Below are 23,060 nucleotides of genomic sequence, written 5' to 3'. Positions count from 1 at the left end.
ATGCCTTATTTACTCAACCTTTTTTAACAAAATTTTTTGGGAAAATGGTAAGGAAAAAGAAAACGCGGAAGCTCTTACGAGACATTCCGCGTATGTTGGGGGAAAAACCCCGCCTGCGTTGGAATTGAATCTTACTGCTTATTATTCTGCGCAGTTCCGCCTTCACATTCCTTGTCGGCTTTCACTTTCAACATTTTGTCCAGTTTGCGTTTGGAGCGACAATCCTCTCCGTCAAAATCGATCGAAGCTCCGTCGAAATGCACTTCGAACACGTCCGAGAGAACCCTGAGTTCGTCGAAGAAGAGATAAACCGTTTCACCGCTGGTATCCGGACGAGAACGGATCTTGAATTGCTTGAACACTAACGTCTTAACTTGCGGATACGAATTTACGTCCTGAGGAACCGCAGCCGGAATCTCGAAAGTCAGAGGACGCCAGCCGATGAAGTCCAGGGAACCGAATTGGAAAATATGAGAATCTCCTTTCCAGTCTTCCAACCAGCCTTCCAGATCGTATTCGTTTCCACGACCGCAAACCCAAATGGAGACGGCCTTTGCGACTCCGGGAAATTCTACGCCGTAGATTTTGAATTCTTTTCGTTTATTATTCGCATCCAGATACGCCATTTTTCGGACGATCTCGTACTCCGGAGTTTTTGGAGGACGAATCGTAACCGTATTATCGCCTGGATACGTAAACGCGAATTTAACGCCTAAAACTTTAGATGTGGTGGCATCCACGTTCTTGATATCACCGGGTTTTCCGGGTAAAAGTTTCACTTCGCGTAACGATTGCGCATTCGAAGCTGTCGGTTGGTATTGTTGCGCTGCTTGACCTTGGGGAACCTGCGTATCCTTGTCGGTAGTGACTTCCCAACCGTAGGGAACTCCGTTGGCAGGATTGTCCCAGGATTCGACGGTGATGGAACGTAGTTCCATACTGCTCACGTCCATCCCGGTCGGGGTTTCGATTCCCCCCTTCTTTTTCTTGATGAACTGGGCGCTCACGCTACCCAGTAGAAGGACTGCACAAATTCCGAACGTGATCGTTGCGGTCGCTTTAAAAGTTTTACTGAAGTTTCTCATGAGTAAATCCCTACAGGAAGATTACCAGTTGTCTTTGATCTCGGAACCGGGGTACTTCGTATCCGATTTATCGGCACGAACTTCCAAATCATCAACGTAAAAGTAGAAGGATCCCCCTACTTCGTGAACATCGCTGGTGACGAATAAGGACACAAACCGTAGGTTCTTATCCAGAAGCGCAAAGCGGGTGCTTTGAGGAACAAATCCCGGAACCGTAGCGGTCAGTTTTCTCCAACCGAAATAATCCAAGCGGCCCAAACGGATATTATGGGTTTTACCCTTATAATCTCTCAGTTTCACGAAGAGAGTATGTCTGAACTTACGTCCCAAGCTCCAGAGGGAAACCTGGCGTGCTTTTCCCTTAATCACGTATTCATGAGGTGGAAATACTTCCACTCTATCGAATCCGCGGTCGTTGAAATAGGTCTTGATTCCTAAAATATGATTCTTGTCTATTTGATCGCCGCCGTTATCCGGAACGGTATTCTCGTCGAATACGTCTCTGATAAGACCTCGTTGGACCATTTTTAGGGTCTTCGTTTCACCCAGGGGAGTAGTGGCTCTAGCCCTCCAGTCCTCGGCTTCCTCGAAGTTTTCGAGAATGATCTTCTCGAGGGGATCCGGAGCTCCCGCCTGTTGGTTTTGGCCTTGGTTCTGGTTTCCCCCGGTCTGCTGTCCGGAAGTTCCGGTCAGGGCCAAGAAAAAGAGAACTGTGGCGAGAAGGTACATCTTTTTCCCCATGAGAAATTCTCCTAAAAGATTTAGTGCAATCCTAACTAATTCTGAGCCGGAGGGAAATCCATTTCTTCCAGCGTTCCGTCCTCAATGAGGCTTTGGAACTTCCGAAGAACTTCGATCATTCTGCCGATTCCTTCGGCTGGAATGAAAATCGAGGATTTTTTACTATTGGACCACTCGGAAACTTTTAGATAGTATCCGTTCTCATTCCGCTTTAGGTCCACCAGAAACTTTTTGCTCTGAGTGGCTACCTTTTCGGTCAGAATTTCGGCGTCCAAATAAAATTCTCCTTCCCGTCTCTGTGTATAAATATCGGTAGCCTAAGTTCCAAAATTAGCCAACTAAAAAGTTTTTTAAGCCTTTCTTTAAAAAATCCGCAAGATTCCTCTCTTCCCCCTCGTATTTGGTCGAATGTTACATAAAACCGATCGATTTTCCATGCAAATTCCGAATTTAGATTGGCCGACTCCACTCAAGAATTCGAATCCCTGTTTCTTCTTTTCCAGATAATCACGCCGACCACCCAAAGATAATTCAGTACGATCAATCCGGACATACCGTACAGACCGGTTCGAACCAAGGCGGCTTCCGGATCCGAGAGTGGTAAAAGAATTCTAGGTTTTGGAGAAACCCGAAGGCCATGGATCTTAGCAGACTCTTCAACCGCTTCCAAGTAATAAGGAAACAGGGCCGAAGCGTACAATGACTCCCCTACCCCCGTATTTTGTACATCCCAATCGCAAACCGAATCGGCTAAGTCCGGACAGGCGGCCCAGGTTTGGATCGAGTCCCCTTCTTTCCAAGCCGAGGATACCCAGGGAACTACATGAAAATACAGGGGTTTTTGAATGGCGCCGGGGGCCTTGGATGCTAGTACGGAAGTCTTTTTTGTCCGGTATTTATATAGAAATCGGGCATTGGAAAATCGATAAATTCTGACTCCCGGAAATTCAGACAGAGTATCCGGCCCGGTCGAGCCATGGTAATGCAGTCCTAAAAAATATCCGAATGAATGACTCAAATATAGGGTCGATAAAGGTCCGGATAGAAATCCTAAAAATAAGGCAAAAAAAACCGCATTTCCATAGATCTTCGTCAGCTTTAATGCCGCAAAAAATAAGGGTAGAAAAAGCAAAACGAGCAGGGCAATCGCGGATACGATGGATCCGAAAATGCCGATCGGCAAAAAAATGGCAGCCATCCCGTTCACAAACAATAAGCCCAATCCTAATAAGCGCCAAGGGGGCTCGGGCTTCGGCCTAGGATTTTTGTCCCATGTTTTGATGAGTCCAACTATCATTCGAATATCGTTCCTTCGGATCACCCGGATCCTAGAAATCGGATATTTTATTCTACGACAACTGTGGAAGAAAATCTATCCCAGATTTTCTTGGCTTCCGGCTCATATTGCTCCGGAAAAGATAGGGTAAAAAGTAGCCCCCGCTTTCCACGAAGATAGAATTTTTCTAAAATAACCATCTTGGTTCGTCTACCGTCGGGAGTCGTTGCGGTAAAAGTCGTTCTGTAAATATCGTTTTCTTTCTTTCGAAGATAGTTCCATTCGTGCATGGTTCTCGCGTTAATTCCGCGGAGCGCATCCCAAAGCATATAATAATTTTTTGCATCGAATATCATCGGATGAAAATGCAAGGAAGTTCCGATCGTAAACAAAATGCGGTCAGGACGAAAAAATAAAAGACCTTCGCTGCCTTTTCTGTACTCGCCTTCCCAATTTTTTGGAAGTGCCTCCGTGGGAAGATTTTTATAAAAGCGATGCACCTGCCATCGTAGATCGGAATCTTCTCCGGAAAATTCCCGATCCTCATCCGGAAACAAATACTGCAAATTCGGATCCAAATCCAAAGAATACGCATAATCCGTACTTCGCAATCGAAGTCTACCTGCATGCAGGCAGCCGAAGGGATCGGTTAATCGGGATAGTTCCTTTTCTTTATGCGAATAAAAATCCAGGTACTGACCCAGGAGAGAAGAAGCCTTTCTACCGCTCTCCGTAGTTAATTTCCCGTACTGAAGGTTGTAACAGACCCCCATCCCCTTTAATAAACGAATTGCGGCATAAGGGCTCGCGTACCTGCGCAAGGACTCCGCCTCGCTATAATGCAAATCCAATTCCTCCGTTTTAGGAAAAACCTCCTTCCAATCCCGATCCATAACGAACTCTACCCGCCCGTCTTTGTAAAATCGATAATTTCTGCCTCTCGAATCGGTTTTCCAAACATAATGCGCGCTGAGTCGGAAAGCGCTCTGTAATTTGTTATAAAGCAGTTCCTCTTTTTTTTCCTGATCCGCAAACCAAGGTTGTCGGAGTAGAGGATCGATTTCTCCGTCCTGAGCCGTAGCGGTCCGAGAAACTAGAAAAACCGCGAGCGAGAAGAAACTCACCACGGTAAGACGAAGGTTCACCGGAACAATCCCTCTAACTCCGACAGCGATTTGATACCGACTAGTACCAGGTCCGGAATCGTTTCGATCTCGGCCAGATTTCCTTCGGGAAGGTACACGATCTCCATTCCGATTCCCTTTAATTCCTTTAAGCGAAGAGAAATTTGTCCGACCGATCGAACCTCTCCCGAAAGCCCGACTTCTCCCAGGACCGCAGCCCTCGATTTTACCGGTCTTTCCGTATAGCTGGATAAAATGGACGCACAGATAGCGAGATCGAGTGCGGGTTCGTCCACTTGCAATCCTCCGGCCAGGTTTCCGAAGATATCGCATTCCGAAAGTTTATGGCCTAGATATTTTTCGATCACTGCGGCCAAAAGAATGACGCGTCGAGTATCCGGGCCTTCCGCCATCCGTCTCGCCTGAGAATAATTCGTCCGGCTCACGAGCGCCTGAACTTCCACACTCAACGCCCGACTCCCCTCCAGGACCGCGCTGATCACGGACCCGCTTTTTCCTTCGGTCAAGGAGCTGATAAAGACATGGTGTCGATCCTTCACCTCCCGAAGTCCGGTCCCCAGCATTTCGAACACTGCCAAATCCCCGACGGCCCCGAAACGATTTTTTACGGCTCGTAAAAGTCTGAAATAATTCAGACGGTCTCCCTCGAAATAAAGGACGGTATCCACCAAATGTTCCAAAATTTTGGGTCCCGCGATCGCGCCGTCCTTCGTGATATGCCCCGTCATTAGGATCGGGATTCCGGTTCGCTTAGCAGTCTCCAATAATACCTGCGTGCATTCGCGCAATTGGGTGACGGTCCCGGCCTGATTCGGCAACGCCTCGCGAGTCAAGGTTTGGATGGAATCCACGAAAACCAAATCAGGTTCCGTGTCCTCGATCATGGCCGATACGTTTTCCACGTATGTTTCGGAAGAAAGTAAAAGATTTGGAGAAAGGACAGACATTCTTGCGGCTCTTAATCCCACTTGAGAGGCGGATTCCTCTCCGGAGATATACAACAGTTTGCGACCTTGTTCGGAGAGTTTCCTGCTGATTTCCAAAATCAGAGTGGACTTTCCTACACCGGGCTCGCCTCCGATCAAGACTAAACTTCCCGGAACGAGTCCGCCGCCCAATACCAAATCCAATTCGGATAATCCCGTGAGAATCCTCTCCGTATCCTCCGAAGGAACGGAGGCTATCGGAATCGGAGGTTTGTATGCCGCGTTCTTTCGAAAAGCCGGAGAAGAAGAAAAACGATCCCCGCCCGACTCTTCGATAATCGTATTCCATTTTCCGCAAGAATCGCATTTTCCGGCCCATCGCGGGTAATCTTGCCCGCAGGACTGGCAAAGAAAAAGTTTTATCGCTTTCTTTTTCAATGTTCGAATAAATTCTCCATTTCCAACCAATCCAATTGGTTAAAGACGGAAAGACAGGCAAAGCATTCCTGCGCGAGATCCAGGCGACCTTCTCTCAATAAGATTTGCGTTAATTTCTGTTCCAAGGAAATGAGAAAGAGCACGTCTCCGGAAGCGTATTCGATCTGGTCTTTGGTCAGGATCTTGGCGCCCCAGTCGGAAGATTGATTTTTTTTATCCAAGATTTCGTCGAAAAATTCCCGAATGATATCCTTGAGTCCGTGCCTATCGGTGTATGTTCTCGCTAGCTTGGACGCGATCTTCGTGCAAAAAATACCTTTCGTTTCTATACCGAGTCTATAGCGCAAAAATAACGTATCCATTCTCGCGAAATGAAACACCTTTATAATATCCGAATTTTCGAATAAACGCTTTAGGCGAGGAGCCTCTTTTTGCTCCGGAAGAATCTGCACGAGGCTGACTCGATTACGGGAATCGCATATTTGAACCACGCATAATCTGTCTCGACGAGGATTCAGTCCCATCATTTCACAATCCACCGCGAGACGGTCGTCGGTCAGATATTCGTTCAATCTCTCTTCGGAGAGATCTCCGGGAAACAGGTCCGGTTTAATAGGGGAACGATTAGATGCCATAAAACCAAACTTACGGCGTATCCCGCCTAAAGCCAGTAAAGTTCTCAACATGAGAAACCTCCTCTTCCGGGAAAATTTCCGTTTGAAGATACTTGGATCGGGTTCGCAAAAGATCCTGGCAGAACTCCGTTTTTTTCCTTTTCTGCAGCCGGATTTAGGAAACTATCGTCCATGTTTTCGTCGAGTGTCCTTTCTTTTGCCGAATTTTCGAGTCTATGCTACCGAAATCCGGAACGGAAGGATTACATATTGCGATAAAAAATAAGATACCGGGATCAAAGATGAACGCCATTTTGCGTACGAGAATTTACGAGAAGCAATCGATTTCTAGATTCGAATTTTCCTCAGGATCGAAAGAGGCGATCAGTGATTGTGGAACGTACCGCTTATCTCTGAAACTCCAAAAAACGGCGGAGAAATATACGTATTTTCCTCAACTAGACTGGGTGGCAGATCGACGTCCTCAGGCCGGTCTCGAACTATTAACTCTCGAAATCGAACTTCCGGAACATGGATTGAAGGACGGAAGAATTTTCGTTCATGGATACCAGTCTTGGAGTCTTTCCGCGAGCCAGGATTGGAAAGAGCCCTACGAATCTCCTAAATTGGCGTTCTTGCAATACTCCCAAGAAAACATCTACTCATCCCATTCCGGAATCTCGGAGGATTGGATTTCGGAAGGATTCATTTTAGCCCTTTCCAAAGGAGCGGAGCAGAACTATTTCGCGGGCGTGATCGGCAAAGGACAGGAAGGGGTGAAATTTAGGATTCGCTCAAAGGAACGCTTACTGGGGAATTCCGATCGAAAAGGCCTAAAGTCCGAGGTGATCGCCATCTATGATATTTTCAGATACGAAGATTTCAAAGGAAATAAACTCGCTTTGACGCCGGTACGGGTCGTAAAATTCAAAGGAGACGAATCGGTATTTCTTAAAAATTATTTCTCCGAATTGGGTAGAAATTTCAAGGTAAAGCTTCCTCAGATTCCCGTTCCGACCGGCTGGTGCTCCTGGTACCACTATTACACGAAAATTTCGGAAAAGATTATATTAAAAAACCTGAAAGCGCTTAGAACCAAGAATTTCGGAGTAAAAGTATTTCAGATCGACGACGGATATCAGACCGAGATCGGGGACTGGCTGGAAACGAACGAACGGTTTCCGGGAGGAATGAAACTGATTGCGGACGCGATCAAATCGGAGAAATTCACTCCCGGAATTTGGCTGGCTCCGTTTTTAGTTAGAAAGAAATCCAAATTTTTCCAAAAGTACCCGGAAGCGGTCCTAAAAGATCGGGATGGGAACCCTGTTCCGGCCCTTTGGAATCCTCTCTGGGGTATCGATTTTACTTATACTTTGGACGTCTCGCATCCTGCTTCTAAGGAATTCTTAACCCACGTGATCCGAACGATCGTAAAGGAATACGGATATGAATATTTAAAATTGGATTTTTTATATTCCGCGCTTCTGCCCGGCTGGACCTACGATCGGAGCGAATCGCCTCACACACGTTATATCGAGGCGATTAAACTGATCCGAAAGGCCGCCGGAAAAGACGTATTTTTGCTCGGGTGCGGAGCGCCGATCCTTCCCTCCATCGGACTTTTCGACGCGATGAGAATTTCCTGCGACGTGGCTCCTTTTTGGGGTCGCGAAAAGAAACGAATTTTTGCGAATGATAGAAACGCTCTTTGCACGGAACGAGCATTGATAAACGACATTACTCGATCTTCCATGCACAGGACGCTTTGGTTCAATGACCCGGATTGTCTACTGGTTCGGGATAAGAAAAATAAAATGACTGCCGCCCAAACTAAGATTATGGCGAGCGTAATGGGCGTTTCAGGCGGCATGCTTTTCGTTTCGGACGAGATCGCTTTATTGACTCAGGAAAGGGAAGACCTTCTAAAAAAGACCCTATATCTGCAAAGTAAATGTAGAAATAAGACTCCCCTCCCCATCGGAATCGGTTCCGAATTCTTTCCGAGCGCTCTGTATAACCCGGCCGGGTTTCTCGGCATCTGGAATCCGAGCGATACAAGTCGCGAAATAGAATTGAATCTTACATTTCCTTGGGAGAAGAAAAACACGATCGATTATTGGACGGGACAAATCGTCGAGTCCCTGGAAATCGAACCTCGAAAAAAGATTCTGAAGATTCGGTTGGGAGCCTGGGAGTCGGTGGTACTTTCGTCGGGAAAACTCGGTTGACGGTCGGGTAAAAAAAACTTAGGATTGGTCCTGCGTGTCACAAACTTTCTTCCTCGTGAAATAGCTCGAGGAAAAGACGAGGTATTACGAATGAGATTATTAAGTAAGAGCGTAGGAATTGCCGCGATGGTCTTGGCCCTGCTTACGATACAAAACTGCTTTATCCTGGATTTTTTCGCGTCCGTATCGCAATCGGTTTCTAAGGCATCCGATTCCGTTCAAAGTCTTTCCAAATCGGTATCATCCATCTCGGCCTCTATATTCTCTTCGTCTTCTTCCGACGATAAAAGCGAAAAGAAAGTGTTTCGCAGAGATGTGGAAACCTTAACCGCAATTCATCTAAATAACGGATTGGTACCGGAGGAATTCGAGGCGGACCTGGCTTCGCTGGCGCGCAAAAACGGAATCAACGACTGGAGATCTTCCGAAGTAACCTATATAGCGATCGGTCGCGGAATGAGAAAAGCGGGGGTAGAAACGGATCGATTCAATAGCTTTGCGGAAGAATTCTCCGTCACTCGTCCGGAAGTCGCAAAGGCTTTACGTAAAGGATATACCTCCATCTAAAAGGTGATATTTTCCGTTTCCAAAAGGCGGTCGATTCCTGTAGGCCGCCTCTTCATTCTTCTTTTATCATATATATCCGTTTCGCCTTCGGTCAGGGCGGAGAATCTATTAGATTTCGTTTATGTAGATGCGAATACCGGCCAATCGAGCGGCGGCCATTCCGCGCTAAGAATCGACGATACTATCTATCATTTTCAGTATTATCCCGACGAAATCTTCCGACTCATTCGGGAACCGTACGAACGTTTTTCCTATTCCTATAATGTATATTCCAATCGTAGCAGTAAAATCGTCCGATTTTCCCTACCGAACGAAGGATGGGAGAAAATAAGAAGCGGATTCGACAGATTAAGTCTTCAGCAATTTAAACACTTAAGTAATTTGGAGTCCATGCGATCGGATACCTTATTCTTAAAGGAAATTCTCTCCGCGGATCGCAAAGTGTCCGTTCCTGCGTCGGGTTATTTTCGGGAAACTCCCGACTCGGAATTAACGAAGGAATTATCCGAACGTCTTAGAACCGAATTAGGAAATTCTTGGCTGGGGAAGGTTCGCTCGAAGATAAAATCGGAATTGTTTCAAGCGGCGAAGGAAGGCAGATTCTCCGACTTTCCGCGATACCCTTCCGTCGATCCGAAGACCTATCCCTTTTACGGCGGAGGACCGTCCGATTGGTTTCTAGTGAGATTAGAAAAATTATCTTTCCTGCATGCGGTAGAAACGGGGTCAAGCTTGAACACGGAAGCTTCTTTTTCTCCGATTTCGGCAACGATCAACGACCGAGAAAGGGAACAATTGAAAGATCTTAAAGAAAGTTTAATAGTGTCGCTACTAGCGTCTCTCCGCGAGGATAGTCTAGATTGGGGTTATCCGGCTTTGGTATCTCTTGCAAGGATACTCGCTATCGAAGAAAGTTTGAATTCGGGAAAACTTCATTTTTTAATTACCTTTCCCCCTTTTGCCGATACCGTCTCCCAGGAAAACATACGAGAGAATATCGCACTGGCCGAAAAAGCCTCCGAAGAGCTATATACCGCCGCCACCCACTTTAGAGAAACGTTAAATTCCTTGCAGGATTTAAGCGAAGAAGAGTATCGAAAATGGGAAGATTTGGAAAATCGGGCATTCGAACTACGCTCCGGCTTAACCAGGAAAATCTCCGTTCGCAATACCTTCGAAAAACTTTTACCCACGCTTCCGGCCAAAATAACCTACTCATTTCCTTTGCCGGAGGAGGCCGAACTGAAAAAATCGCTGCGATCAAGCGAAGAAAGGGAAAAAGAATATTATAATAGCTTGAAATATTTATATCGCTTTCATATACTCCGAAAAAATTGCACTACGGAAATTTTCGATTCCCTGGAAACCATTCTATCCGGGGAGGAATATACGAAGTGGCTGGGACAAAAAGTGAACCCGAGGCGCTCCTTATCTTTTATTCCTTTCGTCGCGTACAATCGCGTAAAGAACGATTGGAATTTCCGATCCGAGGAATCCGTTCTCTCCTATAGGAAACGTAGGCTGGAATTCATGAGCCGGACCGAATCCTCCTTACTAGTGTCACTCCGCGAATCGAACACCGTAAGTTCCACGATTTACGAGTCCAACCCGGAAGATTCTAGTTTTCTTTTCTTCACCGATGACGTATTCTTTGTCCGGCCGATTTACGGAATTGCTAACATCGGATACGGTCTGGGCAACGGGATCTTCGGCGTTTTTACCCTCCCCTTTGACGGAGGAAAGCGTCTCAAAAGCGGATTTCAATCCGCGTTTTTCTCCCTCCCCGAGCTGGCCTTCTTTAATATTAGAAAAGGCTCTTTTCCGAAAGTCTCCCCGAAAGAAACTCCGAAAGCGACACCTACGGATTCGGAGTCCGATAAGACCGACAATCGTCCATAAAAATCCGAAGCATTCGGATCTATAGTTGAATCAGCATGTAGCTCGAGTCGTCGCGAAATTCACGGGTCGGCAATGCTGCCTTCGAATAGACGCGAATGGCTTCCTCAAGCTCTTCGATCGGGCGATCCTTTTTGCGTAATTCGTCTAGTTCCGAAAAAAGCGGACTGGAAAGATTGTTCAATAACCCGTCGCTGTACAAAAATAATATATCACCACTCTGAAAGGGAACCTCGTGCGCCTCAAATTCGAGCTGGTCCATGATTCCCAACAACTGACCGGACTTTTCCTTTAAAAGAAGCATTCCTTCCTTCCTATATAAAACGGGAAAAGGATGTCCTCCTCTCGCATAAAGGAGTCTCTTCTTCTCCGGCTTTATTACTACGACAGCCGCGGTCAAACTATGAGTTCCGATTTCCGTCGAAAGTTCCTCGTTCATTCTGCGGAGTACATGCGACGGATCATCCTTTTCCTTATACGCTTCCCTTGCAATGCTCGTCATCAACAGCCCGATCAGTCCGGACGTTACCCCGTGATCTTCGATATCGCCTAACAAAGCCAAAACGGTTCCGTTAGATTTAGAGAGAACGTAAAAATCGCCGCTTACAAAGGACGCCGGAGTATTATCGACCAACACCTTATAAGGAGAAAAGTCGGGAACGGACAGAATTTTTCGCTGAATCTTAGAGGCGAGACGAAGGTCGCGCAAAATACTCTCCTCCCTCGCCTGCTGCTCTTTTAGCAAAGTATAATAATCTAAAGCTCTCTGAACGGCAATCCTGACCGTTTGCAGGGAGAACGGTTTTAAAAGAAAATCCGAGGCCTTATGAGTGAGAGAAGTGACTACGTTATTAATATCCCTCTCGCCGGTCATCATGATCACCTGCGTTGCCGGATTCAGGTTTTTGAAATATGGTAGGACGTCCAACCCGCTCGTATGAGGCATGTGAATATCGAGAAATACGATCGGGTTCGCTTCTTTCTCGAAATATTCCTTTCCTCGATCTACCGAATCAAAAAAAGTCGAGTTATATCCTAGCTTTTGAAGCAAAATTTCAAGCGCCTCGCCTACATCACGATCGTCGTCGATGATTAAGATTTCAGGCTTTATGGAAAGTGATGTCATTTTTTGATCCTGGAAAACGCCTTGGACTTGGAAATCTTGGCAACGGTAGAATCATATTCTTCGTCAAACAAGGATTTTTCTAAATACGTATTTATGCAGGATACCATTTCGCCGTATGTCCATTTATAAACATCCGAGGTGGTATCATCCATTATTTGCCCCGAGTGAATCGCGGCGGAAAGAGAACGAAGATTTTCCTTTCGAAACGAACGGAGTAACGCTCTGAATTCCCCTTCTTTTTCCGGATTGAGGTACCGAAAGTTTTTATGGAAGAGGACCGCATCGTGAAAATATTCCGGAATATTGAACGCACCCGCTGCGCCTATCTTACTAGCGAGTAGACGAATAAAAATGGTGATCTCGTTCATCACATTCAGGCCGGGATATTCTTGGCCTTCGAATAATCGTTTCTTTTCCTTTAATTTTCCTAAACGAACGTTTTGGCTCAATAGCCAATCGATATAGACCATCGGAAAAGCCTCGCCGACTTTCTTAAAAAGAAAGTCGGAAAACTTCAGACGCATGTGAACCAAAACGGCATTGTTCGGCGTTTTTATATAAATCCTGTTGTCTACTTCGGAAATTCCCTGAATCTCCAGATTCGTTTTATCGAATCCTCGAAACGCTAGCATCTCGAACATCCCGCTTTCCGCCAAAAGTTCGGCGACTTCCTCTTTTGAAAAACGGTTAAAGAGAGTATCCTCTATTCCGAGATGGGTTTTAAATTCCCGATTAATGTCGATTAAGCCCAGTGCTTCCGGATCTATATAATTTTCACCGGCACCGGATTTATCAGAATTTGAAAAAATACTCATTATTAAATCAGAGAGGCGAATACCCGAATGGTATTAAAATGAATCCTGACGGTATCATGAAAATTTCTCGCGTAGCCTCCCGCAGGAAGAACGACTACCGGAACATCTAGAGAATCGGCAAATTCCTTTACGATCTTATCCCGCTTTTTAAGACCTTCGAAAGTTAATTTTAAATCACCGAGCGAATCGTCTTCGAACGGGTCCGCTCCTGCAAAATAATAAATTAAGTCCGGCATAAAATTAGCGCGAACCTTATCTAGTCCCTCTACCAAGGCCTTTAAATAGGTTTTGTCGCCCGTTCCGTTTTCCAAAGGAATATCAAGGCTTGAACGCTCCTTCTTCGGATACAGTTGTTCCTGATGCATCGAAAATGTCCAAACCGCAGGATCGTCCTTAAAAACCTTAGCATTCCCGTTTCCTTGATGCAAGTCCAGATCTATATACAGAACCTTCTTATCCGGATATTTCTGAAGATATAATTTAGTTGCGACTGCTGCGTCGTTCAGATAACAAAATCCCTCGGCTCGATCGGGCATGCTGTGATGAAATCCTCCGCCGATATGATACACATATTTGTAATTTTCGGTAGTCTCCGTCGCAAGAATCGTTCCTCCCACACCCAAGCAAAAACTGCGAACGATTTCCTTGTTCAAAGGCAACTCCGAATACATGGTTCGATCGGTATAACGAAGATTCATAAAGTCGGAAAGAAATTCCGGAGTGTGAACCAAACTGAGTTCCTCGACTCCCACGGGGGCCGGTTGTAAAGCGACTAAACCGGAAAGTTTCGGATCTTCCTTGACTAGGTTGTATATCATTCCGTACTTACGGGCAGGGAATACATGGGCGCCCAAGTCCATATTATATTCCGGATGGTAAATGAGAGCGATCCGTTCTAACTTTTGTCGCAAGGGCGATAGCCTTTTTTTTCCCAAGCTTACCCTTCCGTTTCGCCCCGTAAAGAAGGAAATCGCGGTCTTATATACGTCCAACATCTCGGAGGTTCCTGTTCATGTTTAGCCCGGAAAAGAAAACAAAAATCGTATGCACCATCGGTCCTTCCTCCTCCGAAGAGTCTATCATCACTTCTCTATTGCGGGCGGGAATGGACATCGCGAGAATGAACTTTTCCCATAGCACACATGAAGATCACAAAAAAATCTTCGAAAAACTTCGAAAATGCGAATCCGAATCGGGAGTTCCACTCGGAATCATGGCGGATCTGCAAGGACCCAAAATTCGAACCGGAAAACTGCGCGCACCCCAGGTCGAATTGGAAAAAGGTAAAACGATTCGCTTACTCGCAGATCCGGATTACTTAGGAGACGCGGAAGCTATCGGCACAACCTTTCCCACTTTAATCGAAGACCTAAGAGTAGGCGACAAACTTCTGGTCGACGACGGGAAATTGGTTTTGGAAGTGGATTCGAAAACCGACTCCGAAGCCGTTTTAAAGGTTTTAATCGGAGGCGTCTTAAAAAGCAACAAAGGAATCAATTTGCCGGGAACTCCCATCTCGGCTCCTGCACTCTCCGAAAAAGATCTATCCGATTTGAAATTCGCTCTTAGCCTCGGAGTGGATTACGTCGCATTGAGCTTCGTTCGTCGCGCTAGCGACCTAGAGATGGCTCGTGAAATGATGAGAGGGACCCTAACCGGGCTTATCGCAAAAATAGAACGACCGGAAGCGATTCGAAATATCGACGAAATTATCGACGCTGCCGACGGAATCATGATCGCCCGAGGCGATCTCGGAGTAGAAGTGGAAACCGAAAGAGTTCCCGTTCTACAGAAAGAATTAATCTTTAAAGCCAATCGCGCCGGAAAACCGGTCATAACCGCGACCCAAATGTTGGAATCGATGGTGGAGAATCCGAGACCCACCAGAGCGGAAGCGAGCGACGTTGCAAACGCGGTCATGGACGGTACGGATGCCGTTATGCTATCCGGCGAATCCGCGAGCGGAAAATATCCGGTTGAATCCGCCGAGATGATGGCAAAAATATTAAGAGAAGCGGAGAATATCGATCGAATTTACGAGATCCACTGGAATCTAAAAAAATCCGAGTTGGAAGTCGAAAGAGCCGCCTTGGGCTCCGCAGCTAGAGAAATCGCCCATGACATCCGCGCAAAAGCGATCGTTAATTTTACCAGGAGCGGTTATTCGGCGTTAATCACTTCCGAGATGAGACCGAAGGTTCCTATTCTTTCCTTCACTCCATATCTCGCCACCGCTCGAAAAATGAAGTTGTACAGGGGTGTGCAACCTTACGTCATGCCTTTCATGGACACGTTTCAGGATATGATCCGTCACATGGAAACGAAATTGGCCGAAGACGGAATGCTCGGGCAGGGAGATATCGTCGTGATCCTTTCGGGAGCTCCCGGAGGACAGGCGAAGTCGGTTGATTTTTTACAAATTTATAAAATACGATAAAATGAATCCGATTTCCCGGAGAAATTTTTTATCCGACTTTAAAAAAGGGAAATCTCTTATACGAAAGGGATCTGCGCGTTTCCGAATTCTTTAAGTATTTCCCTGGAGATATTGGCCCTTTGGTTTCGCTTTTCCTTAATATGAGTCAGATAGCGGAGAGAAAATAAGACCCCGCCTTCTTCGGCGCAGATATAAACGATCGGAGTAGTGATCCCCAAACGGACCAGGTAGTTCTTAGAGAGTTCTCGAGCCGTATAATCGATCTGATGTCGATCGATGATGGATTCGTTTTTAATGATAGAGTTTAAAATCGTTTCCGCATTTTGCCAATTCGCGCCGTGAGGGATTTTTACCTTGAACTCGTCCCAAACGAATCCCATTTTTTCTTTAACTACGTAAACCTTATGCAAAATCACCGAATGGTTCGGAATATGGACAAGTCGGTTCGTCGATTGCTCGGACTTCGGATCCGGACTGAGTTCCATTAAAGTAAACCGATTGAGACCTATATTGACCACATCTCCCTTTATTCCGTCCAATTCGATTCGATCCCCGACTTCGAACCCGTTACTTCCGTGAATCAGAAACCAACCCACATAATTCAAAGTAATATCTTTTAAGGAGATGACGATACCCGCTCCCGCGAGTCCCATCACCGTAGGAAGATAGGATAACCCGGAAAAAATGATGGGAAGGAGGGAAATCGCGCCTACTACTACGAAAGATATCCGTGTCAATCTTCTCCGGTTATATTGTGCGGAGGCGTCCGTGGGCGGCTTTATCCGGTCGAATAATAGGACAAAACTCTTATATATTACGATAAGAGAAAGAATGAAATAAACAACCAAGACGAACTCCTGAGAAATGGAGCGGTCCTTTAATTTCAACAAATGGAACGGATTAATTAACTCTAAAATTTCTTCCATAATCCAAGAGTGACAATTTAACCGATATAGGATCTTTCGATCAAGGTTAATCTAGTCCGAGCGGGAATGCCTTTTTATAACTTCTTTTGCTTGCGAAAAGCTTCGGCAATTTCCCCGAGAGCGATAGGTATATCCCAAACCGGCTCGCCAGGAGATTTCAACAAAACGAACCGGACCGAATTGCCTACGTTCTTTTTATCATGCAGCGTATGAAGCGCGACCAGTTTGGATTTACTTTGATCCCGGTACGGCAAATCATATTTTTGCAAAATACTCTTAACGAAATCGATAAAAGAAATATCTAGACCTTCCTTTTCGGTCGATAGGATCATAGCGGTGAGTAGACCGATGGAAACGGCTTCCCCGTGCGAGTACTTTCTGTACTTAGTTAGAGATTCGATCGCGTGAGCCGTCGTATGACCTAAATTTAACGTTTTACGCAATCCTGTTTCCCTCTCGTCCTGTCCGACTACCTTGGCTTTAAACCGTACTGAGTCAGCGATGAAGTCATGAAGAACCGGAGATTCGTGATCGTATATTTCCGACCCGTGATTTTTAACCTTTTCTAAATACTCGCCACCCTCTAAGAGGGAATGCTTTACGATTTCCGCCATACCGCATCTCCATTCCTTTCTAGGAAGGGTGGATAAAGCCGAGAATGGAGCGAATACGAATTCGGGTTGATAAAACGAACCGATCATATTCTTACCAAGGTCGGCGTTAACGGCGACCTTTCCGCCGACGGAGGAATCCACACAGGCCAATAAACTAGTAGGAACCTGGGCGAATCGGACACCTCGTAAGAATGTGGATGCGATAAATCCCGCAAAGTCCCCGACGACTCCACCGCCGACAGCGAGTATCAAACTTTTACGATCCGCTCCCGAACGGATTAATTGATTATAAACCTCCGCGGTTCGCCCGATATGCTTATTCTTTTCTCCGCCTCTAATGTAGATCTCATGCACGGGCAAATGGATAGTCTGCAACTCTTGATTGTAAAATTTGGAAAAGAGACCGGCAAGCTTTCGTTCCGTTATTATGAAAACGGAAGAGATTCCTTTAATATTCAAAATCGATCCGGCTAAACCTTTGAAATCCCGATTCAAAATAATCGGATATTCCTTCGAGGAAGTCTTAATTCTAATTTCCCGGATCGGATTCATTTATCGTACACCCATTGACTTTTAAGATGCGGTGCCGGTTTAAACTTTGCCGACGAAAGATAGGATTTAATGTCGGGTCGAATATCCATTTCCTTAATGGCTGCTACGGGAAAATATCCGAATCCGGTAATCGCCTTTTCCTTTAGATTCATTTCCGGATCCAATTTTTTCACCTTCGTTAAAAAGACCAATTGTATTAGGTGACGATTTCCTTTCGGATCTATGGATTCGTTCAGAAATAGAAAAGTAGCCGAAGTGACGTCTAGCGAAAGCTCTTCCTTCAGTTCTCTTATCAACGCTTCTTCCGCACTCTCCCCGAATTCGATTCCGCCTCCGGGCAATAACCAATAGTACGAATCCTTTTTCTTCTGCTGTAAAAGTAGGATCTCTCCCTGTCTATTCCGGATCAACGCAGCGACCCGTACTCGTAAGCCTTTTTTCTTAAAGAAGAATTCCATCCGAATTTCTGTATCAGTCCTTTATTCCGAGGACCTTCAGCATTTTACGAGCTGCATCTTGTTCCGCAAACTTCTTATTTCGCCCGGTTCCCTCTGCCTCGTATCTGTCCCGAATTCTGACACTAACGAGAAACGTCTTAGCGTGATCCGGTCCGGATTCTTGAATCAATCTGTAGGTAGGCAGTAGTTTAAACTTCCTTTGGCACGTTTCCTGGAGAAGGGTCTTGAAGTCCTTTACAGATTCCATCTTTTCGGGATTTTCCGCAAATGCTATTAAATGATTCAGAATTATTTTTTCCGCAATCTCGAGTCCCTGATCCAGATAAATCGCTCCGATAAGGGACTCGAAGAGGTTCGCGCTTAATTTCTTTTGACTGGAGCCCTGCCCTTCTCCTTTTCCTAATAAGACGTAATCGGATAATTTTAAATGATTGCTGACTATGTTTAGAACGGCGGTGGAAACTAATTTGGATTTAAGCCTGGAGAGTTCTCCTTCGGTCGCATTCGGATGCTTTCCGTACAGAAAGCGAGCGACTACTAATCCCAATACGGAATCGCCCAGAAATTCGAGGCGCTCATTATCTTCTTCATATTCCGAACTTTCGTTTTGATAGGAACTATGTACGAATGCGAGTTCTAGCAGTTCCGTTTTCTTAAAACGGATTCCCAAGGAATCGCATAATATTGTCAGGCCTTTCAGCCTTTCGAGCTTGTTAAGTTTCGTTTTAGAAGGTGGATTTTTTTTTATCAAAGGAGTTTGATAAAAGAAAGAAAAAAAGAGAATTCCGAGTTCCCGTAAGAACCCGGAAATCTAGTCAAATTAGGACTTAAGAGCGTCGATGAATTTGATAACGTCTCCGACGGTTTGGATCTTTTCAGCATCCTCGTCGGAAATTTCAACACCGAACTCCTCTTCAAGAGCCATTACTAGCTCAACGGTATCAAGGGAGTCTGCTCCAAGGTCATCGATGAAGTGCGCTTCGGGAGTGACTTCGGATTCGTCGACTCCGAGTTGCTCAACGATGATGGACTTTATCTTTTCGAAATCTGCCATTTGTTTCCTCCGTACCACCGAAGTGGTATGTAAGTTTTAGTTAGGTTTAGAACTGGGGATTAATTCATCCACCGATTTTTAAACATTTTTATCTGGAAAGTTTTGGCAAGCGTTAACGGATTAGATTCCGAAAAAAACCCGTTGGAAAAGAAAAATCCGAGGAAAAAATTTCGTAAGTGAAAAGTCACATTGACTCAAAGTTTCTTTCAATAAAATGAGAAACTTATTTTATTCCGGAATTCTAACTTGGAAAACCAAACTAAAATCGAAAATACGAACTTGATTTCATTCAAAATTCGCAATGAAACTCTTCTTTCGAACGAACGCTAGGAGAAACTCGCACATAGATAGAGACATTCTAACGGCGTTCGCCGTGTATTCTGTATAAAAACGAAAAAGCCCGGAAAAAACCGGGCTTTCGGGTACGATTTCGTAGTCGAAAACGCTTCGTTTTTCTTACGCTTGCGCTCCCGGTAGAAATCCCCCGCCATTTACTTCGATCACCTGTCCGGTGATAAAGGAAGAAATATCCGATGCAAGAAAAGCGATCGTATTCGCGATATCTTCCGGTTGTCCCGCACGTTTCAAAGGGATGGCAGCAATCATCGCCAGGCGGAGCTTTTCAGGAATCGCGTCGGTCATTTCCGTATGAATGAAGCCCGGAGCGATCGCATTACAGCGAATTTTACGGGAGGCCATTTCCAATGCTACGGCTTTAGTAAATCCGATTACCCCCGCTTTCGAGGCGGAATAATTGGTTTGGCCGATATTGCCGTTCACTCCGGCGATCGAGGAGAGATTGATAATCGATCCCCCGTTCGGGTTCTTTGCCATGAACTTAATTGCGGCCTGTGTGCAGTTGAAAGTTCCCGTAAGGTTAACGGCAATCACGGCATCCCATTGCTCTTGCTTCATTCTAAGAAGCAAGGTATCTTTGGTAATTCCCGCGTTATTTACGAGAATATCCACGGAACCGAATGCGTCCACAGTCGCTTGAACACCCGCGTGTGCGGATTCGACATTGGCAACATTGACGGAAATTCCGATCGCTTTTACGCCAGTAGCTTTTGCGATTTCGGCCGCAGTAGCCTTGCTCGCTTCTTCGTTTAAATCTGCAATTACAACATTTGCACCGGCTTGAGCCAGTTTAAGAGCGGTTGCTTTCCCAATTCCACGGGCAGACCCGGTAATAATGGCGTTTTTGCCTTTCAGATCAATCATTGGTTTCTTTCCTCACCAGATTCTGCGGTTAGCGTATTTTCGGCTTCCGAGGGGTCAAGGGTGTTTTGCAGAGAAGCATCATTCAAATATCATAAAGAAGGAACGGAAAAACGGGAAAAGTCCCGTCTTCTAAGAGGAGAATCAAATATTGTATTTTTTAATGTCTTGGGTGATTCTATGATTTACGTCTCGTTTTGCGCATTCTACTACGACTCGAATCGCGCTTCTAACCGCCTGCGCATTGGACGAGCCATGACCGATCAGACAGGTTCCGTCGACGCCTAATAATAAGGCTCCCCCGTATTCCGCGTAATCCAATCTTTTCTTAATCGCCGTAAAAGTGGGTTTTAAGAGGAGCGCCCCGGTCTGAGCCAAACTGGATTGCGCGATGCTCTCGCGCAGGACATTGAAGATCGATTTGGATAATCCTTCCGTTGCTTTCAAGACGATATTGCCTACAAAGCCGTCGCAAACGACTACGTCCACTTCTCTACCGCCCCCATAAAGATCTCGGCCTTCTACATTCCCTACAAATTCGATCGGCAGTTTTCGTAATAACTCAAACGCCTTCTGTGTGACTGAATTTCCTTTCTTGTCCTCTTCTCCGTTGGAAAGCAGACCTACTTTCGGTCTAGGAATATTGAAGATAAGACGAGAATAGATTTCGCCCATGACTGCAAACTGCGCCAAGTATTCCGGCTTACAATCGACGTTGGCGCCCGCGTCTACGAGTAATGTGGGAGGTCCTTTCTCTCTTGGAATCGGGGCTGCAATCGGTGGGCGCAGAACTCCGGGAATTCGTCCCAAATAAAGAAGAGCCGAAGCCATCGTCGCTCCGGTATTTCCCGGAGAAAACATACCGACGCAGCTTTTATCCGCGACCAATTGCGCGGCTTGGACGACAGAAGAGTCCTGCATCGCCCTGACTGCTATGGAAGGAGAATCCTGCATTTCGATAATTTCACCGGCATGTATGATACGAATCCGTTCCGTATCATACTCGTACTTCAAAAGAATTTCACTGATCTCTTCTTCTTTTCCTACGAGAACTACGTTACACTTGTCTTCGTTAACCGCGACTACGGCACCTTCCACGATCCGATCCGGACCGTAATCGCCGCTCATCGCATCGACGGCGACCCACATAGGAAACCTTAAAGGCCGGTTGGCAGACCGCTCTCAAGGATTGAGAACGGTCGGTTGGAAAACTTCCCACGGAATGCGGGAACAGAAACTATATGGAGATTGGCTCCTATCCGGTCGCCGGTTTTAAAAGGCGCCATAGGAAAATTAGGTCTCTTCGTTAGGCTTCCTAACTTTAGGCTCCAGAACTACGCGGTCTTTGTAGAAACCGCAAACGGGACAAATTCTATGCGGTGGGCGGAAAGAATTGCAGTTCGGACAGGGGACCAGGTTCGGCTTGCCGATCGCATGATGGGCCCGTTTCATCCTTACTTTGGATTTAGATTTTCGTCTCTTAGGAACTGCCATTGTTCTTCTCTATTAGATAAGGTCGTTTTACGACTATGATTTTTTTTGACGGCGTTTATACAACCGTTTTTCAAACTATACAAAGGAATCCAGAAATTCGCCGGCTTCCTGCCGCTTGGAATACAAGGAAGAGCGGTTAAATACCAGTCTTGCCGTGGATTCTAGAATTGTCTCGATTTCTTTCAAATTATTCGCACGTAATGTACTCCCGGTGGATACCAGATCGACAATGCAATCCGATAAGCCGACTAAAGGAGCAAGTTCTATGCTTCCATACAGTTTAATAACTTCGCAACTGATCCCTTTTGATAGGAAAAAATCCCTGGCGATATTCGGATACTTTGTCGCCACACGAACCTTACGCCCGCCCGAGCTGAGATTCCAACCTTGAGGAGCGGCCACGGATAATCTGCATTTTCCGATACCGAGATCCAAGGGTAAAAGAAGGTCGTATCCACCCTCTTTCAACACGTCCCAACCTACAATACCGGCATCCGCCGAGTTTTGTTCCACGTACGTCGCCACATCTTGGGAGCGAACGAGAAGAATTCTCACCTTCCCCTTTGCATCCTTGTAAATCAGTTCTTTGGAATCCGGATCGGGGCGGCCTTCCAGCCAACCCTTAGAAATCATAAGCTCGATACTCTCCTCTGCGAGTCGCCCTTTCGGAAGCGCCAGAGTCAGCATATCAAGATCCTTGATTCAATTTTACTAAAAGATAAGTAGAAAGTTCGCGAACGGATTTATATTCATCGGAAGGAGAGGAAATTTCCTGCTCCAGCACCTTACGGAGATTCTCTTTTGCTTCCGCCTTTTTACCGTTCTTGGCTTTTAAGCGAGCAGATTGGTAGAGACTCCAGGAATAAAATCCTGCGACATTCCTGCGATTATTTAAAAGCGAAACGGCGGTATCGTAGTCGCTTTCCGCCTCGGGAAATTGATTTCCGCTTTCGCGATAATTGCCCGCTATATAGAAAAAGTACGCCTTAAGCTCGGGGAGATCGTCGATTTCCTTTCCGGCCCATTCCAATTTGGTAGCGGCCTTCGAAAATTCTCCGTTGCGCGCATATAAATCGCCGAGAGTTTTGGAGAGGCGAATGTTTAAAGATTTGGAATGATACGTCGACGCGACTTCTTCGTATTGCTTAATCTTATCCGCTAGATCGATGGTAGGATCCAGTAGAAATTTCTTTTCCAAACCTTCGATCGCCAGAGTTCCTTTGCGGAATTGGTCGGCGCGGTATTCGTTCCAACCTACTACTGCGATCGTGGTGAGAACCAAAACGATGACCCCTACCAAAACCTGCTTCCGATATTCACCCACTTTCGCGAAGAAAATAGTAAACGCTCTCTCTGCGCCCTTCAAATCGGCATACGGATCCACGTTCACCTGCACGGATGATTTAACGTTCTTTGGTTCGAAGCGTTTCATGGAAGTCTTCCGAAA

24 protein-coding genes are annotated in these 23,060 nt (G+C 45.9%); 4 read left to right on the top strand and 20 right to left on the bottom strand.

Going from position 1 to position 23,060, the window contains the following annotated elements; translation table 11 throughout:
• Nucleotides 1-131: 131 nt before the first annotated feature.
• The 7 genes from flaA1 to LEP1GSC047_RS02390 form a co-directional block, all read right to left on the bottom strand.
• Nucleotides 132-1,085: a flagellar filament outer layer protein FlaA1 gene (gene flaA1 / locus LEP1GSC047_RS02425; RefSeq protein WP_010412001.1), complete on the bottom strand. Its 954-nt coding sequence runs from the start codon at nucleotides 1,083-1,085 to the stop codon at nucleotides 132-134.
• A 21-nt stretch (nucleotides 1,086-1,106) separates the two neighbouring features.
• A complete protein-coding gene (gene flaA2, locus LEP1GSC047_RS02420; protein ID WP_010412004.1) occupies nucleotides 1,107-1,826 on the bottom strand; it encodes a flagellar filament outer layer protein FlaA2 in 720 nt (239 codons plus the stop codon).
• A 35-nt stretch (nucleotides 1,827-1,861) separates the two neighbouring features.
• Complete coding sequence (locus LEP1GSC047_RS02415; protein WP_010412007.1) at nucleotides 1,862-2,101, bottom strand: DNA-binding protein; 240 nt, start codon at nucleotides 2,099-2,101, stop codon at nucleotides 1,862-1,864.
• A 194-nt stretch (nucleotides 2,102-2,295) separates the two neighbouring features.
• Nucleotides 2,296-3,123: a hypothetical protein gene (locus LEP1GSC047_RS02405; RefSeq protein WP_039933835.1), complete on the bottom strand. Its 828-nt coding sequence runs from the start codon at nucleotides 3,121-3,123 to the stop codon at nucleotides 2,296-2,298.
• A 47-nt stretch (nucleotides 3,124-3,170) separates the two neighbouring features.
• On the bottom strand, nucleotides 3,171-4,247 hold the full coding sequence (locus tag LEP1GSC047_RS02400; RefSeq protein ID WP_010412011.1) for an LIC10775 family protein: 1,077 nt from the start codon (nucleotides 4,245-4,247) through the stop codon (nucleotides 3,171-3,173).
• Nucleotides 4,244-5,611, bottom strand: coding sequence for a DNA repair protein RadA (gene radA / locus LEP1GSC047_RS02395; protein WP_010412014.1), 1,368 nt, complete (start codon nucleotides 5,609-5,611; stop codon nucleotides 4,244-4,246). The genes LEP1GSC047_RS02400 and radA overlap by 4 nt, the downstream gene beginning before the upstream one ends.
• A complete protein-coding gene (locus LEP1GSC047_RS02390) occupies nucleotides 5,608-6,246 on the bottom strand; it encodes a ribonuclease D (RefSeq protein ID WP_010412017.1) in 639 nt (212 codons plus the stop codon). The genes radA and LEP1GSC047_RS02390 overlap by 4 nt, the downstream gene beginning before the upstream one ends.
• Before the next feature lie 281 nt (nucleotides 6,247-6,527).
• Here LEP1GSC047_RS02390 and LEP1GSC047_RS02385 point away from each other — a divergent pair, with 281 nt between their 5' ends.
• The 3 genes from LEP1GSC047_RS02385 (at nucleotide 6,528) to LEP1GSC047_RS02375 (ending at nucleotide 10,922) form a co-directional block, all read left to right on the top strand.
• On the top strand, nucleotides 6,528-8,456 hold the full coding sequence (locus tag LEP1GSC047_RS02385) for a glycoside hydrolase family 36 protein (RefSeq protein ID WP_039933940.1): 1,929 nt from the start codon (nucleotides 6,528-6,530) through the stop codon (nucleotides 8,454-8,456).
• Nucleotides 8,457-8,546: 90 nt separating this feature from the next.
• Complete coding sequence (locus LEP1GSC047_RS02380) at nucleotides 8,547-9,023, top strand: putative lipoprotein (RefSeq protein WP_010412023.1); 477 nt, start codon at nucleotides 8,547-8,549, stop codon at nucleotides 9,021-9,023.
• A 3-nt stretch (nucleotides 9,024-9,026) separates the two neighbouring features.
• On the top strand, nucleotides 9,027-10,922 hold the full coding sequence (locus tag LEP1GSC047_RS02375; RefSeq protein WP_010412026.1) for a hypothetical protein: 1,896 nt from the start codon (nucleotides 9,027-9,029) through the stop codon (nucleotides 10,920-10,922).
• A 19-nt stretch (nucleotides 10,923-10,941) separates the two neighbouring features.
• Here the strand turns inward: LEP1GSC047_RS02375 and LEP1GSC047_RS02370 are convergent, their stop codons facing one another.
• The 3 genes from LEP1GSC047_RS02370 to LEP1GSC047_RS02360 are packed head-to-tail and all read right to left on the bottom strand — an operon-like array spanning nucleotide 10,942 to nucleotide 13,771.
• Nucleotides 10,942-12,045, bottom strand: coding sequence for a SpoIIE family protein phosphatase (locus tag LEP1GSC047_RS02370; protein ID WP_010412031.1), 1,104 nt, complete (start codon nucleotides 12,043-12,045; stop codon nucleotides 10,942-10,944).
• Nucleotides 12,042-12,860 (bottom strand): hypothetical protein, encoded by an 819-nt coding sequence (locus LEP1GSC047_RS02365; protein WP_010412033.1) that lies wholly within the window; start codon nucleotides 12,858-12,860, stop codon nucleotides 12,042-12,044. The genes LEP1GSC047_RS02370 and LEP1GSC047_RS02365 overlap by 4 nt, the downstream gene beginning before the upstream one ends.
• A 2-nt stretch (nucleotides 12,861-12,862) precedes the next feature.
• Nucleotides 12,863-13,771, bottom strand: a complete 909-nt coding sequence (locus tag LEP1GSC047_RS02360) for a histone deacetylase family protein (RefSeq protein WP_180993193.1) — start codon at nucleotides 13,769-13,771, stop codon at nucleotides 12,863-12,865.
• Nucleotides 13,772-13,872: 101 nt separating this feature from the next.
• Between LEP1GSC047_RS02360 and pyk the strand changes: the two genes are divergently transcribed.
• Nucleotides 13,873-15,297, top strand: coding sequence for a pyruvate kinase (pyk, locus tag LEP1GSC047_RS02355; RefSeq protein ID WP_010412039.1), 1,425 nt, complete (start codon nucleotides 13,873-13,875; stop codon nucleotides 15,295-15,297).
• A 56-nt stretch (nucleotides 15,298-15,353) separates the two neighbouring features.
• On the opposite strand, the gene LEP1GSC047_RS02350 is transcribed toward pyk, so the two are convergent.
• From LEP1GSC047_RS02350 to LEP1GSC047_RS02310, 10 genes are all read right to left on the bottom strand, one after another.
• Complete coding sequence (locus LEP1GSC047_RS02350) at nucleotides 15,354-16,223, bottom strand: mechanosensitive ion channel family protein (protein ID WP_010412042.1); 870 nt, start codon at nucleotides 16,221-16,223, stop codon at nucleotides 15,354-15,356.
• A 74-nt stretch (nucleotides 16,224-16,297) separates the two neighbouring features.
• Nucleotides 16,298-17,389, bottom strand: coding sequence for a 3-dehydroquinate synthase (aroB, locus tag LEP1GSC047_RS02345; protein ID WP_010412044.1), 1,092 nt, complete (start codon nucleotides 17,387-17,389; stop codon nucleotides 16,298-16,300).
• Entirely contained in the window at nucleotides 17,386-17,847 is a 462-nt protein-coding gene (locus LEP1GSC047_RS02340) for an NUDIX domain-containing protein (RefSeq protein ID WP_010412047.1), read from the bottom strand. The genes aroB and LEP1GSC047_RS02340 overlap by 4 nt, the downstream gene beginning before the upstream one ends.
• A 13-nt stretch (nucleotides 17,848-17,860) precedes the next feature.
• Nucleotides 17,861-18,598 (bottom strand): ribonuclease III, encoded by a 738-nt coding sequence (gene rnc / locus LEP1GSC047_RS02335; RefSeq protein WP_020988096.1) that lies wholly within the window; start codon nucleotides 18,596-18,598, stop codon nucleotides 17,861-17,863.
• 69 nt (nucleotides 18,599-18,667) lie between these two features.
• The gene (gene acpP, locus LEP1GSC047_RS02330) at nucleotides 18,668-18,901 is read right to left on the bottom strand and encodes an acyl carrier protein (RefSeq protein WP_010412054.1); all 234 of its coding nucleotides are present in this window, start codon (nucleotides 18,899-18,901) and stop codon (nucleotides 18,668-18,670) included.
• A 456-nt stretch (nucleotides 18,902-19,357) separates the two neighbouring features.
• On the bottom strand, nucleotides 19,358-20,122 hold the full coding sequence (gene fabG / locus LEP1GSC047_RS02325) for a 3-oxoacyl-[acyl-carrier-protein] reductase (RefSeq protein WP_010412055.1): 765 nt from the start codon (nucleotides 20,120-20,122) through the stop codon (nucleotides 19,358-19,360).
• A gap of 141 nt (nucleotides 20,123-20,263) precedes the next feature.
• Nucleotides 20,264-21,268, bottom strand: a complete 1,005-nt coding sequence (plsX, locus tag LEP1GSC047_RS02320) for a phosphate acyltransferase PlsX (protein ID WP_010412059.1) — start codon at nucleotides 21,266-21,268, stop codon at nucleotides 20,264-20,266.
• 144 nt (nucleotides 21,269-21,412) lie between these two features.
• Nucleotides 21,413-21,613, bottom strand: coding sequence for a 50S ribosomal protein L32 (gene rpmF, locus LEP1GSC047_RS21005; RefSeq protein ID WP_010412061.1), 201 nt, complete (start codon nucleotides 21,611-21,613; stop codon nucleotides 21,413-21,415).
• Between the two features lie 75 nt (nucleotides 21,614-21,688).
• On the bottom strand, nucleotides 21,689-22,300 hold the full coding sequence (hisG, locus tag LEP1GSC047_RS02315) for an ATP phosphoribosyltransferase (protein ID WP_010412066.1): 612 nt from the start codon (nucleotides 22,298-22,300) through the stop codon (nucleotides 21,689-21,691).
• Between the two features lies 1 nt (nucleotide 22,301).
• Complete coding sequence (locus LEP1GSC047_RS02310; protein WP_010412067.1) at nucleotides 22,302-23,045, bottom strand: tetratricopeptide repeat protein; 744 nt, start codon at nucleotides 23,043-23,045, stop codon at nucleotides 22,302-22,304.
• Nucleotides 23,046-23,060: the final 15 nt, after the last annotated feature.

The sequence above is a fragment of the Leptospira inadai serovar Lyme str. 10 genome, assembly GCF_000243675.2.
In the GTDB taxonomy this organism is placed as follows: Bacteria; Spirochaetota; Leptospiria; order Leptospirales; family Leptospiraceae; genus Leptospira_B; species Leptospira_B inadai.
The sequence above is the reverse complement of the archived record's forward strand: the minus strand, read 5'-3'. Positions and strand labels throughout refer to the sequence as shown.